17 protein-coding genes and 2 tRNA genes are annotated in these 15,073 nt (G+C 72.0%); 15 read left to right on the top strand and 4 right to left on the bottom strand.

Annotated features, from left to right (window positions below):
- Positions 1-53 precede the first annotated feature (53 nt).
- The 3 genes from ACZ4Z1_RS01700 to ACZ4Z1_RS01690 are packed head-to-tail and all read left to right on the top strand — an operon-like array spanning position 54 to position 2,811.
- Positions 54-1,124 (top strand): chorismate-binding protein, encoded by a 1,071-nt coding sequence (locus tag ACZ4Z1_RS01700; RefSeq protein ID WP_468484576.1) that lies wholly within the window; start codon positions 54-56, stop codon positions 1,122-1,124.
- Complete coding sequence (locus tag ACZ4Z1_RS01695; RefSeq protein WP_468484575.1) at positions 1,121-1,945, top strand: aminotransferase class IV; 825 nt, start codon at positions 1,121-1,123, stop codon at positions 1,943-1,945. Before ACZ4Z1_RS01700 ends, ACZ4Z1_RS01695 begins: the two co-directional genes overlap by 4 nt.
- A 35-nt stretch (positions 1,946-1,980) precedes the next feature.
- Positions 1,981-2,811 carry a GNAT family N-acetyltransferase gene (locus tag ACZ4Z1_RS01690; protein ID WP_468484574.1) on the top strand — a complete coding sequence of 277 codons (831 nt, stop codon included), beginning with the start codon at positions 1,981-1,983 and terminating at the stop codon, positions 2,809-2,811.
- A 34-nt stretch (positions 2,812-2,845) separates the two neighbouring features.
- Here ACZ4Z1_RS01690 and ACZ4Z1_RS01685 read toward each other — a convergent pair whose 3' ends face one another.
- Positions 2,846-3,370, bottom strand: coding sequence for a DsbA family protein (locus ACZ4Z1_RS01685; protein WP_468484573.1), 525 nt, complete (start codon positions 3,368-3,370; stop codon positions 2,846-2,848).
- 227 nt (positions 3,371-3,597) lie between these two features.
- On the opposite strand from ACZ4Z1_RS01685, the gene ACZ4Z1_RS01680 reads away from it, so the two are divergent.
- Positions 3,598-4,068 (top strand): hypothetical protein, encoded by a 471-nt coding sequence (locus ACZ4Z1_RS01680; RefSeq protein ID WP_468484572.1) that lies wholly within the window; start codon positions 3,598-3,600, stop codon positions 4,066-4,068.
- Positions 4,069-4,286: 218 nt separating this feature from the next.
- Positions 4,287-4,460 carry a hypothetical protein gene (locus tag ACZ4Z1_RS01675; protein WP_468484571.1) on the top strand — a complete coding sequence of 58 codons (174 nt, stop codon included), beginning with the start codon at positions 4,287-4,289 and terminating at the stop codon, positions 4,458-4,460.
- 30 nt (positions 4,461-4,490) lie between these two features.
- Here ACZ4Z1_RS01675 and ACZ4Z1_RS01670 read toward each other — a convergent pair whose 3' ends face one another.
- Positions 4,491-5,057: a CGNR zinc finger domain-containing protein gene (locus ACZ4Z1_RS01670; RefSeq protein ID WP_468484570.1), complete on the bottom strand. Its 567-nt coding sequence runs from the start codon at positions 5,055-5,057 to the stop codon at positions 4,491-4,493.
- A 236-nt stretch (positions 5,058-5,293) separates the two neighbouring features.
- Entirely contained in the window at positions 5,294-5,707 is a 414-nt protein-coding gene (locus tag ACZ4Z1_RS01665; RefSeq protein WP_003987206.1) for an SsgA family sporulation/cell division regulator, read from the bottom strand.
- Between the two features lie 190 nt (positions 5,708-5,897).
- Between ACZ4Z1_RS01665 and ACZ4Z1_RS01660 the strand changes: the two genes are divergently transcribed.
- From ACZ4Z1_RS01660 to ACZ4Z1_RS01645, 4 genes are all read left to right on the top strand, one after another.
- A complete protein-coding gene (locus tag ACZ4Z1_RS01660) occupies positions 5,898-6,365 on the top strand; it encodes a TIGR02611 family protein (protein WP_468484569.1) in 468 nt (155 codons plus the stop codon).
- A gap of 74 nt (positions 6,366-6,439) precedes the next feature.
- Positions 6,440-6,511: transfer RNA gene (locus ACZ4Z1_RS01655), tRNA-Val, on the top strand.
- Positions 6,512-6,597: 86 nt separating this feature from the next.
- Positions 6,598-7,059 carry an SRPBCC family protein gene (locus ACZ4Z1_RS01650; RefSeq protein ID WP_468484568.1) on the top strand — a complete coding sequence of 154 codons (462 nt, stop codon included), beginning with the start codon at positions 6,598-6,600 and terminating at the stop codon, positions 7,057-7,059.
- Positions 7,060-7,202: 143 nt separating this feature from the next.
- Positions 7,203-7,274 (top strand) — tRNA-Val (locus ACZ4Z1_RS01645).
- Between the two features lie 90 nt (positions 7,275-7,364).
- Here the strand turns inward: ACZ4Z1_RS01645 and ACZ4Z1_RS01640 are convergent.
- The gene (locus ACZ4Z1_RS01640; RefSeq protein ID WP_468484567.1) at positions 7,365-8,090 is read right to left on the bottom strand and encodes an exonuclease domain-containing protein; all 726 of its coding nucleotides are present in this window, start codon (positions 8,088-8,090) and stop codon (positions 7,365-7,367) included.
- A 187-nt stretch (positions 8,091-8,277) separates the two neighbouring features.
- Here ACZ4Z1_RS01640 and ACZ4Z1_RS01635 point away from each other — a divergent pair, with 187 nt between their 5' ends.
- From ACZ4Z1_RS01635 to ACZ4Z1_RS01610, 6 genes are all read left to right on the top strand, one after another.
- Complete coding sequence (locus ACZ4Z1_RS01635; protein ID WP_468484566.1) at positions 8,278-8,844, top strand: DUF4365 domain-containing protein; 567 nt, start codon at positions 8,278-8,280, stop codon at positions 8,842-8,844.
- Positions 8,844-10,034 (top strand): hypothetical protein, encoded by a 1,191-nt coding sequence (locus ACZ4Z1_RS01630; RefSeq protein WP_468484565.1) that lies wholly within the window; start codon positions 8,844-8,846, stop codon positions 10,032-10,034. The genes ACZ4Z1_RS01635 and ACZ4Z1_RS01630 overlap by 1 nt, the downstream gene beginning before the upstream one ends.
- 292 nt (positions 10,035-10,326) lie before the next feature.
- The gene (gene thrS, locus ACZ4Z1_RS01625) at positions 10,327-12,306 is read left to right on the top strand and encodes a threonine--tRNA ligase (protein ID WP_468484564.1); all 1,980 of its coding nucleotides are present in this window, start codon (positions 10,327-10,329) and stop codon (positions 12,304-12,306) included.
- 84 nt (positions 12,307-12,390) lie between these two features.
- A complete protein-coding gene (locus tag ACZ4Z1_RS01620; RefSeq protein ID WP_468484563.1) occupies positions 12,391-12,948 on the top strand; it encodes an HIT family protein in 558 nt (185 codons plus the stop codon).
- A gap of 87 nt (positions 12,949-13,035) precedes the next feature.
- Positions 13,036-13,857, top strand: coding sequence for a polysaccharide deacetylase family protein (locus ACZ4Z1_RS01615; protein WP_468484562.1), 822 nt, complete (start codon positions 13,036-13,038; stop codon positions 13,855-13,857).
- A complete protein-coding gene (locus tag ACZ4Z1_RS01610; RefSeq protein ID WP_468484561.1) occupies positions 13,857-15,065 on the top strand; it encodes a YVTN family beta-propeller repeat protein in 1,209 nt (402 codons plus the stop codon). The genes ACZ4Z1_RS01615 and ACZ4Z1_RS01610 overlap by 1 nt, the downstream gene beginning before the upstream one ends.
- Positions 15,066-15,073: the final 8 nt, after the last annotated feature.

Below are 15,073 nucleotides of genomic sequence, written 5' to 3'. Positions count from 1 at the left end.
CGCTGCTCGCCCGATCGGGGCGGCCGCCGGCCCCCAGCCATAGACTCGATGGCGTGAACGACCTCCCTCCGCTGGCCCGTTTCGGCGGCCGTACAGCCACTGACCTGCGCGATGTCACCCGTGATCCGGAGGCCCTGGACTCGGCGGGCTGGTGGGCCGTCGTCGCCGACTACGAGGGCGGTCTGCTCTGTGCGCGCTTCGGGGACGTCCGGGAGACCGGGACGGCGGCCGCGCCGGACCCCGCCCGCTGGCGGGGCCCCGCCCCCGGGGACTGGCGCAGTTCCCTGGACCGCGCCGCCTACATCGAGGGCGTACGGCGCATACGCGCGTACATAGCCGCGGGCGAGGTCTATCAGGTGAACCTCTGCCGGATTCTCAGTGCGCCGCTGCCGGACCCCGGGCGCGCCGACATCGACGCGCTCTCCGCCGTCCTGGCCCGCGGCAACCCCGCCCCGTACGCGGGCACGGTCCGCCTGCCCGCGCACGGCACCGAGGTCGCCACCGCGTCCCCCGAGCTGTTCCTGCGCCGCTCGGGGCGCACCGTCGAGTCCGGCCCGATCAAGGGCACCGGCCGGGTGCCCGAGGACCTGCGGGACAAGGACCGGGCGGAGAACGTGATGATCGTGGACCTGGTCCGCAACGACCTCGGCCAGGTCTGCCGCACCGGCTCCGTCACCGTCCCGGCACTCTGCGCGATCGAGGCCCACCCCGGCCTGGTCCACCTCGTCTCCACGGTGCGCGGCGAGCTGGCCGACGAGCACGAGAAGACCGGCTGGGCGGACCTCTTCGGCGCCACCTTCCCGGCGGGCTCCATCACCGGAGCCCCGAAGCTCGCGTCGCAGCGCATCATCGAGGAACTGGAGACCGCGCCCCGTGGCCCCTACTGCGGCGGCATCGGCTGGGTGGACGCCGACCGCGGCACCGGCGAGCTGGCGGTGGGCATCCGCACGTTCTGGATCGACCGCACGGCCCCCGAGGGGCCGGTGCTGCGCTTCGGCGCCGGGGCCGGCATCACCTGGGGTTCGGACCCCGAGGGGGAGTGGGACGAGACCGAGCTGAAGGCCCGCAGGCTGCTCGCGGTAGCGTCGGGCCTGCACGAGGCGAGCGGAGGGACACGACCATGAAGATCTGGCTCGACGGGGAGCTGCGGGACGCCGGGGACGCGCGGGTCTCGGTCTTCGATCACGGCCTGACGGTCGGCGACGGGGTCTTCGAGACCCTGCGGACCGTCGACGGGCGGGCCTTCGCCCTCACCCGCCACCTGGACCGGCTCACCTCCTCCGCGCGCGGCCTGGGCCTCCCTGATCCCGATCCCGACGAGATCCGGCGCGCCTGCGCAGCCGTCCTGGAGGCCGAGCCGATGCCGCTCGGCCGGCTGCGCATCACCTACACCGGCGGCCTCTCGCCCCTCGGCTCGGACCGCGGCGAGGCGGCCCCCACCCTGGTCGTCGCGCTCGGTGAGGCCCCGCGCCGCCCCGACACCACCGCCGTCGTCACCGTCCCCTGGACCCGTAACGAGCGCGGCGCGCTGGCGGGCCTGAAGAGCACCTCGTACGGGGAGAACGTCGTCGCGCTCGCCCGCGCCCGCGCGCAGGGCGCCTCCGAAGCGCTCTTCGGCAACACCGTCGGCCAGCTCTGCGAGGGCACCGGCTCCAACGTCTTCGTCGCCCTGGACGGCGTACTGCACACCCCGCCCCTGTCCTCCGGCTGCCTGGCGGGCATCACCCGCGCCCTGGCCGTCGAGTGGACCGGTGCCAAGGAGACCGACCTGCCGCTGGACGTCCTGGAACACGCCGACGAGGTCTTCCTGACCTCCACGCTGCGCGACGTACAGGCCGTCACCCGGGTCGACGGACGCCAACTGGGTGACACGCCCGGACCGTTGACCGCCGAGGCCATGCGGGTCTTCGCGGAGCGCGCCGCCGCCGACTTCGACCCGCGCTGATGACGTACGCCCGCGAAACCGGGTAGAAAGCCAGCGTGACCACTACGCTGCGCCCCGCCGGACCCGAGGAACGACGCGCCGACGGCGGCCGGGCCCGTACGTACGAAGTCTGCGTCAACAGCCGCCCGGTGGGCCGGATAAGCCTGGTGACCGACCCCCGGCTGGGCCTGTCCGCCGGGCGCATCGCTGACCTGCACATCGACGAACGCGACCGGCACCGCGGCCGCGGCACCGTCGCGGCCCTCGCCGCCGAGGAGGTGCTGCGCGGCTGGGGCTGCCGGCGGATCACGGTGGACGTGCCGGCCGCCTCGGCACCGGCGCTCCAGCTGGCCGCCGCCCTCGGCTACACGGAGCACAGCCGCCGGATGCTCAAGGAGCTGACCTCGCCGCCCGGGCTCCCCGCGGGCAGCGGCGTCCGGCCGCTCGGCGCGGCGGAGTACCCGGCCTGGCTGGCCGCCGCGCACGCCCACTACGTCGAGACCCAGGCGGCCAACGGGATGCCGCGCGAGCGCGCGGAACGCAAGTCGGCGCAGGACCACGCGGCGCTGCTCCCGGACGGGCCGGCCACCCCGCACCAGTCGCTGCGCGTGCTGACCCACGAGGGCACCGACGTCGGCACCGTCTGGACCACGACGTACCACCCGGACCGGCCCGGCGGCTACGTCATGGACGTCCGCGTGGCACCCGAGCACCGCGGGCACGGGCACGGCCGTACGCTCATGCTGGTCGCCGAGCGGGACACCCTCGAAGCGGGACGCACCGTCCTGGCGCTCAACGTCTTCGTGGACAACCCGCGGGCCCGCGGCCTCTACGAGACCCTGGGCTACCGGCCGACCGAGTACTCCCTGCACAAACTCCTGCTCTGAACGGACGGTCCGCCCGCCCGGGCGGACCGCCGCGTCAGGCCTGCTCGGCCAGCAGCCGGCCGGCGATCTCCGCGATGCGCTCGCGCAGACCGTCCTGGCTCTTGCTGCCGTCCAGCAGCTCCCCGCCGATCGCATACGTGGGCGTGCCGGTCACCCCGATCGCCTTGCCCTCCGCCTGGTCCGCGTCGACGGCGAGCAGGTGCCGGCCGTCGATGAGGGCGGTGTCCATCTCCTCCGCGTCCAGGCCGAGTTCACCGGCCACCGAGAGCAGCAGCTGCTCGCCCTGGGTGCCCAGCTCCTCCGTACGGGCCAGGACGGCTTCCACGTACGGCCAGGCCGTGCCCTGTTCCGCGGCCTCCTCGGCGGCCTGGGCCGCGGCGTAGGCGTGCTTGTGCTTGGCCAGCGGGAAGTGGCGCAGCCGGATGTCCAGCCGGTCCCCGAAGCGCTCGCGCAGGGCCCGCAGGTCGTCGAGCGCGGTGGTGCAGTCCGGGCACTGCAGCTCGCACCACACGTCGAGGACGACGGGGCGGGCGGAACCGGAGGTCGTGGCGTCGTTCATACGCCCAGTCTCCCAGCCCGCGGCATCCCGGCCGAACCGGCACCTGCGGAGGAGCCGGACCCCGAGATGTCCCTGAGCCTGCCCCGGACCGTGGCACCGGGCGCCTGTGAGGAGGCAGGATGGAGGCAGAACGGGACAAGAGGGCGTCGCGGCCGCTCCACGCGACCGGGCCGACGGCTGCCCGCACAGTGCGACGTCCGAAGCAAACGATCGGCAGGAGGACCGGGATGCTGAGCTCGACCGTCTGTACCGTGGTGTCGGTGGCGGGCCTGGGCATCGCCGCGCTGACCGCCTACCGCAAGCGCTTCCTGGCCGCCACCCGTATCGCGGCGGTCTCCCTGGTCCCCGTGGGCCTGGCGATGACCGGCGTGATCGACTGGCTCACCGGCGTGGTCTTCAAGCCCGTCGTCTGGGCGGGCTTCGGGGTGCTGGCCCTGTCCGTCGTACTGTTCATGATCGCGAGGCTGGCCGAACGGCACAGCCTCAAGGCCGGCGGCAGCCGCAAGGAGCGCCGGGCCGCGGCCCGGCAGCAGGGGACCGCGGCGGTGGCACCGAAGGCCTCCACACCGTCGCTCGGCGCGGGCGCACGGGCCGGGCAGCCGGCGCCCCAGGCACAGCCCAAGGGCCGGAGCAAGGGCGGCGCGCCGGAGGAGGATTTCTCCGACATCGAGGCCATCCTGAAGAAGCACGGCATCTGACGGCATCCGAAAGGAGCGCGGGGGTGTGAAAGACGGCAGCCGAGCGCCCGGCGGGGGCGGCCGCCGGAGGTGCTGTACGGCGGGTGCCCCGCGGCCCGCGCGGGTGACTTCTCGGACACCGTAGCGATCACGGAAGTGCACGGGATCTGATGAACTCCCGTCGCTGAAGGGTGATCCGGGCTTTTCCGCGTGATCGCTTACGCCATCATCGGCGAGAGATGAACGACGAGTGCGCCCTTCCCCGGGACCCCGCCGTCACAGCGGCGGACCCTCCCGCTCCCGAACCGCGTGGCTGCCTTTTCGCGTTGTCCCAGCCGCCGCTGATGCTCTTCCTCACCGTCATCGCCGTCCTCCTGCTCATCGGCGCCCTGCACGACCTCCTCCTGCTGTGAGGCCGGCCGGGGCGGCGATGAGCCGTACCGTCAGCGGGTGGCTTCGCGGCGGCGTGCCCGGTACGCGGCGACGTGCAGCCGGTTGCCGCAGGTACGGCTGTCGCAGTAGCGGCGCGAGCGGTTGCGGGAGAGGTCCACGAAGGCGAACCGGCAGTCCGGCGCCTCGCAGTGCCGCAGCCGTTCCCGCTCCCCGGCGACCACCAGGAAGGCCAGCGCCATGCCGCCGTCCGCCGCCAGGTGCTCGGCGACCGAGGCGCCCGGCGCGAAGTAGTGCACGTGCCAGTCGTAACCGTCGTGGTCGGTCAGCCGCGGCGTGGTGCCGGCCGCCGCGACCAGGTCGTTGAGCCGCTCGGCCGCCGTACGGTCGTCCGGCGCCGCGAAGACCTCGGCGAACCGCGCCCGTACGGCCCGTACGGAGGCCAGGTCGCGGTCGGCGAGCGTGCCCACGTCGCTGATCGCGTTACGCGTGACGAACGCCTGGAGCGCCGCGAGGTCGGTCAGGCTGTCGGTGGCGCCGGGGGCCTCGCCCTCCGGGGCGGTGTTCAACAGGTCGACGACCGCGTCGAGCGCGCACCGGGTGTCGTGGGTGATCATCACGGTTTCGCTCCCTGGCCGGGTGGGGCGGACGTCGCCGCCCCGGTGTCCTTGCCGAATGGTCGCCGACTCTAGCGCGTCCAACAAGCCTCGGCGCCGTCCCCGCGGTGGGTCCGCGGCGACGGCGCCGGCTCGTGCCGTATGAACTTGTCGGGCCTGTTCCGTCGCCCCGAGTCGGACGGTGCAGGTGTGAGCGGTTCGGTGCGGTGGATGGCTGCGATGGGCTGCTGCGCCGCCTTTCAGTTCTCCGCGAGGATGTGGGAGAGCTCCGTGTCGAGATCGAAGTGCCGGTGCTCCGTACCTGGTGGAACCGCCGCATCGGTCCTCTTGAGGAACGACTCCAGGGCCCGCGCCGGGGCCTCCAGAAGGGCCTCGCCTTCCGGGGAGCTCAGGGCGATGCAGACAACACCCTGTCCGTGGCTCCGGGACGGCCATACGCGGACGTCTCCGGTGCCCGTGGGCCGGTGCAGGCCCTCGGCGAGGAGGTCGCGGGCGAAGACCCACTCGACGGTTTCCTCGGCTCCGGTGTGGAAGGTCGCGTGCACGGCATAGGGATCGGCCGTGTCATACCGCAGGCCCGCGGGTACAGGCAGTGACGACTCGCTCGACACAACGAGGCGCAGGTGCAGCTCGCAGCTGACCGTGGTGTTCATAAGCGCCAGGGCCTTTCGCTCAGTGTGCGCTCGGGGATTCGCACGTCGGCGAAATCGACATGCCACCTACGGTGCCGTTGTAAACCCCTCTGAGGGTTTTGGGTGACTTCCGGTACCTCTTACGGCGGAGTTGCCAATCCTCCTCAGCGGCCATTCCGGTGACCGTCTTCCGTCGGGTAGGTTGGGCCGTATGAATACGGAGAGTGACGGGGGAGTGGGGGTCACCGCCGCGGCGGCGGCCCCGGCTGCGCAAGAGGGCGCCGCGGGAGAGACTGCGAAGGTGGAACAGCGACTCGGTTCCCGGGCGCCGCACTTCATCAAGCGCTCCCGGCCCCTGCATCTGAGCTGGCAGGTCGGCATCTTCATCGTCGGCCTCGCCGTGGTCGTCGGCGGGATCATCATGCTGCCGCTGCCCGGGCCGGGCTGGCTGGTGATCTTCGCGGGCATGGCGATCTGGGCGACCGAGTTCGTCTGGGCGCAGCTGGTGCTGCGCTGGACCAAGCGCAAGGTCACCGAGGCCACGCAGAAGGCCCTGGATCCGAAGGTGCGGCGCCGCAACATCATTCTGACCAGTATCGGTGCCGTGATCATCGTGGCCGGGCTGGCCGTCTACCTGTGGAAGTTCGGCTTCGTGCTGCCATGGAACACCGGTGAGTGAGGCACGCCCGGCGGCCCGCCCTCGCAGGTGGTGACGAGACCCCTCCGACGTGCGGTAATGTTCTCTCTGCGCCCGGGCGATTAGCTCAGCGGGAGAGCGCTTCGTTCACACCGAAGAGGTCACTGGTTCGAACCCAGTATCGCCCACACCGGACGACGGCCCGGAGGTTCCAGACCTCCGGGCCGTCGTCGTTTCCGGTCTCGCGCCGCCGCCGGGGCGGCAGACTGGGGCCATGACCGACTGGCAGCACGTCCTGCACCGGTACCGCTTCCGCAGTGAGTGGCGGCTGGCCGCGCCGCCTCCGGCGGTCTTCGCCGTCCTGGAGGATGCGGAAACGTATCCGCAGTGGTGGCCCCAAGTGCGCCGGGTGACCCGCGTCGGCGAGCGCAGCGGCACCGCCAGCTTCCGGTCCCTACTCCCGTACGTCCTCACCGTCACCGCCACCGAGACCTGCCGCGACCCGGGCACCGGCGTCCTGGAGATAGCGATGCGCGGCGACCTGGAGGGCTTCGCGCGCTGGACGGTCGGCGCGGCCGGCCGCGGGACGCGTGCCGTCTTCGAGCAGGAGGTCGAGGTGCGCAAGCCGTCGCTGCGCCGGCTCGCGCTGCCGGGGCGGCCGTTCTTCCTCGCCAACCACACGCTGATGATGCGTGCCGGACGCCGGGGGCTGGCCTCCCGGCTGGCCCGCAGGTGATCCGCGACCGGGCCCGGCCCGGCCGCCGGGGGCGCGCCCGGAGACGGGAACGCAAATGCGCGGGCCGGGAATTTGATGGAAAGGCGCGACGGCCTGTATTGTTCAGGTCGTTCGCGGGGGGAACCCGGGAACGGAAAAGACCCGGGCGATTAGCTCAGTGGGAGAGCGCTTCGTTCACACCGAAGAGGTCACTGGTTCGAACCCAGTATCGCCCACCGGGACCGAGGGCCGGGCTGCCAACAGGCAGCCCGGCCCTCGGCGTTGGCGTACCCAAGCCGGCCCGGCCCTGCCGTACGCGTCGCCGCTCAGGCGGCGGCCGGGAGCTCCGGGCGCATCGGCCAGTGCGGATCCACCGCCTCCTCCGTGCCGTTGCGCGCGAACCACGCCTCCAGGCCGCGCGCCTGCGCCGCGTGCCACACCGCCTGCCGGGTGTGCAGCTGCGCCGGGCTCAGCGACTCCAGCCGCTCGGCGTACCGCCGGCCCAGTGCCCGTACGACCTGGAGCGCGGCGAGCGCGTCCGCGGCGGCCTCATGGGCGCCGGCCAGCTCGACCCCGTACTCCGCGCACAGGTCCGTGAGCGTACGGCGGCCCTTGCGGTAACGGTCCAGGTGCTTGTCCAGCACCCGCGGGTCCAGCACGGACAGCGGGTGGGCGCCCAGGTAGTGGGTGAGCGAGGCGGCGCGGTGGCGCCGCAGCTCACGGTCGAGCAGCGTCAGGTCGAACGGCGCGTTCATCACGATCAACGGCCGTCCGGCGAGCGACTGGTCGGTCAGCGCGCGGGCCATCTCCTCCATGACCGGCGAGGGCCAGCGGCCGTACAGCGCCAGGTGTTCGGCCGTCAGGCCGTGCACGGCGGTGGCCGCTTCGGGGATCGGCACACCCGGGTTGACCAGCCACCGGGTGACGCGGGGCACACTGCGCGGGGTTTCCTGGACGACCAGGGCGGCGGACACGATGCGATCTCGCTCCACGTCGATCCCGGTCGTCTCGGTGTCGAAGGAGGCCAGCGGACCGTCGTACCAGCACGGCATGTTCACAACTCCTCGCGCTCGTGCGGCGGGTGGGCCGACGCGCCCACCCGACCAGGTGATACCCGAGGCTTCCGGTTGCCGAACCGTCCTGGTTTGTTGACCACTTGGGGCGGACAAGAACATCACAACGGGCCGTCGCCACGGGGGCGGCCCCTTCGAACGACCCGGCCCGGAAGGCACTTGAGCGATGACGCTCGCGCAGCCCGACCCGGGGGGACCGGTGCCCGCGCACACGGCTTCGCTGCGCGGCGCGATCGCCACCACGGCCTGTATGGAGACGCTCCAGGTGGGCTATCTTCACGCGGTGGCCGCCGCGTCGGGCTGCTCGCTGGCCCAGCCCTTCCCGGACAACGGCATCGACTGGCACGTCAGCCACGGCGCGCCCGGCCATGCCGTCGACGACGAAGTGACCATCAAGGTGCAGTTGAAGTGCACGTACCAGGTCGGCCCCCGGCCGCCGGGTGCCAGCTTCGCCTTCACCCTGGACAACGCGCACCTGGTCAAGCTCGCGCGTACGCCCGTGGCGGTGCACAAGATCCTGGTCGTGATGCTGGTGCCGCGGACCCAGGAAGACTGGCTGCGGGCGGACCACGACCGGCTCGAACTGCGGCACAGCTGCTACTGGATCAACCTGGCCGGCCACGAGGTGACCGGCCGGCGCAGGACCAACGTGCGGATCCCGACCACGCGGATCTTCGACGACCGCGCGCTCTGCGAGATCATGACGCGGGTCGGGGCGGGAGGGAGACCCTGATGCACCGGCCGACCGACGATTACGCATTCCGGCTTCCGGACCCGGCGCAGCTGGATCCGGCGGTGCTCGGCGCCCTGCTGGCGCGGCACGGCTGGCGGCGGCGGGGAGGCGCCGCCGGCCACTACGCCCGCTGGACACCGCCCGGCGGTGCCGCCGGGGGGACCAGCCTGCTCGTACCGCAGACCCGGACGTTCCCGGACAGCACCGACCTGATCGCGGAGGCGCTGGCCGCCCTCGCGCACAGCGCCGCGCCGTCCGCGCGCGAGGTCCTGGCGGCGCTCGCGGTGCCCAGCGACGAGGTGCGCTGGGAACGCGAGGTCCCCGAGGACGGCATCGGCGGCACGCCGTGGGTCGCCCAGGAGCAGCTGCGTACGGCGGCGCGCTCGATGCTGATGGCCGGCGCCCTCGGCACCTACGGGCGGGCGGGCTTCTACGGCGCCCGGCACAAGCGCAAGGCCGAGGCGTTCATGGCGGACGTGCTGGTCGGACCCGCGCCGGCCGGCCGGCGGCTGACCGCCTACGTGCCGGTGGCGGCGGGCCGCGCGGCCGTCGCCGGGCTCCAGCGCGCCCTGCACGCCACCCGCGACGCCACCGACTACCAGCGGGCGACCGGTGGCATGGAGGCGTTCGACGCCGCCGTGGAGCTGGGCGTCTGCCACGAGCTGGCGGAGGCGCTGATCTCGCTGGTGCGGGACGCGGAGGGGGTACGGATCTCCGTGGAGTGGTCACCGGGGGCGGGCCCGCCGCCCGGCTTCGCGGCCCGGCCCGAACCGGTCGAGTTCTCGCCCGGCGACCTGCCCGCACTCCAGCAGGCCGCCCAGCGCTACGTCCGCGACGAGCCGTCGCTGCCGGTACGGGTGACCGGCGCGGTGGTACGGCTGCGGCGCGAGCGGCCCGGCGGCCCCGGCGTGGCACGGCTGCGGGTGCTGTCCGGGGCCGACGTGCTCCAGGTGCGGGTCGCGCTGGACGAGGAGGACTACCGGATCGCGGGGCATGCGCATCTGGTGGGGCTGCCGATTCGGGTCAGCGGGCGGCTGGAGAGCCGGGGCGGCTTCCGCCGCATCACCGGCGCGGCGGACGTCACCCCCGTCCAGGTGGACGAGGCGGAGCGGGACCGGCTGCTGAAATCGCTCCAGGAGAATCTGGACTTCTTTGAGGAGGCGTGTGGGGGGCCGTTGCCGGGGGAGTGACGGGTGCGGGTCTCGCGCTTCGCGCGAGGGTTGCGCTGTCGCGCGGCTCGCATAGGTAGGTACCGGGGCAGGGCGCGCAGGGGCCCCGAGCCCCCACCCGCCGGACCCATCGCGGGAAGCGCGCACCCCCTACCCGCCCCCACCGCGCCAGAGGCGCGCACCGCGACGCGGTCCTCAAGAAGCGCGCCCCGACGCCGGCCGCCATAACCGTTTCGCGAGGAACGCCGGTCGCTCGGTACGATTCGCCTGCGCAGCAAAATCGCTGACGCGCCCGAGAAGTCAGGAGAGACCGGTGTCAGACGTCCGTGTGACCATCCAACGCGATTCCGAGCGGGAAGAACGCGTGGTGACCACGGGCGCTACGGCCGCCGACCTCTTCCAGGGGGAGCGCTCCGTCGTCGCCGCCCGCGTCGCCGGGCAGCTCAAGGACCTGGCGTACGAGCTCGCCGAGGGCGACGAGGTCGAGCCCGTCGACATCGCCAGCGAGGACGGTCTGAACATCCTGCGCCACTCCACCGCGCACGTGATGGCGCAGGCCGTGCAGGAGCTGTTCCCGGAGGCGAAGCTGGGCATCGGCCCGCCCATCAAGGACGGCTTCTACTACGACTTCGACGTCGAGACTCCGTTCACCCCCGAGGACCTCAAGCGCATCGAGAAGAAGATGCAGGAGATCCAGAAGCGCGGGCAGAAGTTCGCCCGACGCGCGGTGAGCGACGACGACGCCCGCGCCGAGCTGGCAGGCGAGCCGTACAAGCTGGAGCTGATCGGCCTCAAGGGCTCCGCCGCGGAGGCCGCCGAGGGCGCGTCCGCCGAGGTCGGCGCCGGCGAGCTGACCATCTACGACAACCTCGACGCCAAGAGCGGCGACCTGTGCTGGAAGGACCTGTGCCGCGGCCCGCACCTGCCCAGCACCCGGGTCATCCCCGCCTTCAAGCTGATGCGCTCGGCCGCCGCGTACTGGCGCGGCAGCGAGAAGAACAAGCAGCTCCAGCGCATCTACGGCACCGCGTGGCCGACCAAGGACGAGCTCAAGGCATACCTGGAGTTCCTGGCCGAGGCGGAGAAGCGCGATCACCGGAAGCTGGGGGCGGAGCTGGATCTGTTCTCCATTCCGGAGGACATCGGCTCGGGCCTGGCGGTCTTCCACCCCAAGGGCGGCATCATCCGCCGGGTCATGGAGGACTACTCGCGGCGGCGCCACGAGGAGGCGGACTACGAGTTCGTCTACACCCCGCACGCCACCAAGGGGAAGCTGTTCGAGAAGTCGGGCCACCTGGACTGGTACGCCGACGGGATGTACCCGCCCATGCAGCTCGACGAGGGCGTGGACTACTACCTCAAGCCCATGAACTGCCCGATGCACAACCTGATCTTCGACGCGCGCGGCCGCTCGTACCGCGAACTGCCGCTGCGTCTGTTCGAGTTCGGGACCGTGTACCGGTACGAGAAGTCGGGCGTGGTGCACGGCCTGACCCGGGCCCGCGGCTTCACCCAGGACGACGCGCACATCTACTGCACCAAGGAGCAGATGGCCGACGAGCTGGACGCCACGCTCACCTTCGTCCTGGACCTGCTGCGCGACTACGGCCTGACCGACTTCTACCTGGAGCTGTCCACCAAGGACCCGGAGAAGTTCGTCGGCTCGGACGAGGTCTGGGAAGAGGCCACCGAGACGCTGCGCAAGGTCGCCGAGAAGCAGGGGCTGCCGCTGGTCCCTGACCCGGGCGGCGCCGCGTTCTACGGCCCGAAGATCTCGGTGCAGACCAAGGACGCCATCGGCCGCACCTGGCAGATGTCGACCGTCCAGCTGGACTTCAACCTGCCGGAGCGCTTCGACCTGGAGTACACCGCGCCGGACGGTTCCAAGCAGCGCCCGGTCATGATCCACCGAGCCCTCTTCGGCTCCATCGAGCGGTTCTTCGCGGTGCTGCTGGAGCACTACGCGGGAGCGTTCCCGGTGTGGCTGGCCCCCGTGCAGGCCACCGGCATCCCGATCGGTGACGACCACGTGCCGTACCTCCAGGAGTTCGCGGCCGAGGCCAAGAAGAAGGGCCTGCGCATCGATGTGGACGCCTCCTCGGACCGGATGCAGAAGAAGATCAGGAACGCGCAGCGCAGCAAGGTGCCGTACATGATCATCGCGGGTGACGAGGACGTGGCCAACGGCGCGGTGTCCTTCCGCTACCGCGACGGGTCGCAGAAGAACGGCATCCCGAAGGCACAGGCGATCGCCGAGATCCTGGACGCGGTGGAGCGCCGGATCCAGGTGTGAGACGGGCCCCGCTCGCGCGGGGCGCACGAGGGGCGGTCCCGGACGGGGGCCGCCCCTCGCCGCGTGCCCGCGCGACCGGGGAATATGCTGGCCCGCATGACGAGTGAGCCGGAGCAGCAGATCGGAGTCGGGACACAGGACGCCTTCCAGCGACTGTGGACGCCCCACCGGATGGCGTACATCCAGGGGGAGAACAAACCGTCCGGACCGGGCGCCGAGGACGGCTGCCCCTTCTGCACGATTCCGGCCAAGTCGGACGAGGACGGGCTGGTGATCGCCCGCGGCGAGCACGTGTACGCGGTGCTCAACCTCTACCCGTACAACGGCGGCCACCTGATGTCGGTCCCGTACCGCCACGTGGCGGACTACACCGAGCTGGACCGGGACGAGACCCTGGAGCTGGCCGAGTTCACCAAGCGGGCGATGAGCACGCTGCGGGCCGCCTCCGGAGCGCACGGCTTCAACATCGGCCTCAACCAGGGCGCCGTGGCCGGTGCCGGTATCGCCGCCCATCTGCACCAGCACGTCGTGCCGCGGTGGGGCGGGGACACCAACTTCATGCCCGTGGTGGGCCAGACGAAGGTGCTTCCGCAGTTGCTGGCCGACACCCGGACGATGCTGGCCGACGCCTGGCCGCAGTAGCCCGGACGCCGCAGCGCCGGCCGAGACACGCGCCGCGGTAAATCCGACAAAGCGACAAATGCGGACGTGTTGCCCTCTAATGGTGGGGTGACTTCCCTGCATCGTCGCTCCGTGCTGCGCGCCGCCTCGGCCGCGGCCGCCGGTGCGCTCGCGCCGGGGTGCGCGACGGCCCGTACGGACACCGCCTCCGTACGGGCCTCCGGCTCCCCGCCGACAGACGGGACCGGCCCGCCCGGACCGGGGCGCCCCTCCGGGACGGCCGCCTCGGGCGCCGCCCGGGCCGCCCGCCCGCCGACCCGTGTCCCCGGCCTGCCCGTACAGATCCAGCACGGCCCCCCGCGCGGCAACGCCGTCGCCCTCACCTTCCACGGCCAGGGCGACGCGAAGACGGCCGCCGCCCTGCTCGGCGAGGCCGAGCGAGCCGGCGCCCGGGTGACCGTACTGGCCGTCGGCAGCTGGCTCGACGAGCAGCCGCGGATGGCCCGCCGCATCCTCGACGGCGGTCACGAACTGGGCAATCACACCCAGCGCCACCTCGACATCTGCGCGCTCCCGGCGGACCAGGCGTACGCCGAGATCAGCGGGTGCGCCGACCGGCTGCGCAAGCTGACCGGCACGATCGGCAGCTGGTTCCGCCCCTCCCGTACGCGGTACGCCACCGAACTGGTGACCCGGCTGGCCCGTAAGGCCGGATACCCGCACGTCCTCTCCTACGACGTCGACTCCCTCGACGCGGACGACCCCGGCGCCCCCGCCGTCCAGCGCACCGTGCTGGACCGGGCACGCGCGGGATCCATTGTGAGCCTCCACCTCGGGCACACCGGCACGGTTGCCGCGCTGCCCCCGATCCTCGACGGCCTGCACCGGCGCGGACTGCGCGCGGTGACGACAACGGAGCTTGTGACCTGATGGCTGACCGGACCCCCCTCCACGATCAAAATCGTGCCCGTACCGGCCGGCGGGCCGCGCTGCTGGCCGTCGCCTGCGCACTGGTGGCGGCGGGGTGCGGCGGCGGCAGCGGGACGAAGGCCGCCGGCGGCAGCCCCGGGGCATCGACCCCGGCCTCCCCCGCGAAGGCCGCCACGTCGCTGCTGCCGGGCATGCCGCCGCCGCTGGACGAGCACGACGTGTACGCGGCGGACCGCCCCAACAAGCTCGCGCCGCAGGTCAAGGACTTCCCGTCGCGCGTGTACGTGCCCAACACCGGCTCGGACACGGTCAGCGTCATCGACCCGAAGACGTACAAGGTCATCGAGACCATCCCGGTGGGCGTGCAGCCGCAGCACGTCGTCCCGTCGTGGGACATGAAGACGCTGTGGGTGAACAACAACCGCGGCCACGACCTGACGCCGATCAACCCGGCGAACGGCAGGTCCGGCAAGCCGGTGGACGTGCACGACCCGTACAACCTGTACTTCACGCCGAACGGCAGGTACGCGGTCGTGATGGCCTCCATGGACAAGGAACTGGTCTTCCGCGACCCGAAGACGATGGAGGTGCGCAAGACCGTCCCGGTCACCTGCGCGGGCGTCAACCACGCGGACTTCTCGGTGGACGGGAAGTACTTCATCGTCTCCTGCGAGTTCTCGGGCGAACTGCTGAAGGTCGACACCGAGAAGATGAAGGTGATCGGCCAGCGGAAACTGCCGTTCCGGGGCGCCATGCCGCAGGACGTCAAGATGTCACCGGACGGCAGGACCTGGTACGTCGCGGACATGATGGCCGACGGCATGTGGGTGCTGGACGGCGACACCTTCGAGGAGCCGAAGCTGATGCCGACCGGCAAGGGCACCCACGGCCTCTACGTCAGCCGCGACTCCAGGAAGATGTACATCTCCAACCGGGGCGAGGGCTCGGTGTCCCTGCTCGACTTCAAGAGCGGCAAGCTCGTGGACAAGTGGCACATCCCCGGCGGCGGCAGCCCGGACATGGGCGGGGTGTCCGCCGACGGCAACGTGCTGTGGCTGTCCGGCCGCTACAACTCCGAGGTCTACGCGATGGACACCAGGACCGGGAAGACCCTCGCCAAGATCCCGGTGGGCGAGGGCCCGCACGGCCTGGCGGTCTACCCGCAGCCGGGGCGGTACTCACTGGGGCATACGGGGATCTTCCGGTAGGCGGTCAG

The sequence above is a fragment of the Streptomyces sp. NPDC030165 genome (genome assembly GCF_055573595.1).
This window is presented reverse-complemented; position numbering and strand designations above follow the sequence as displayed.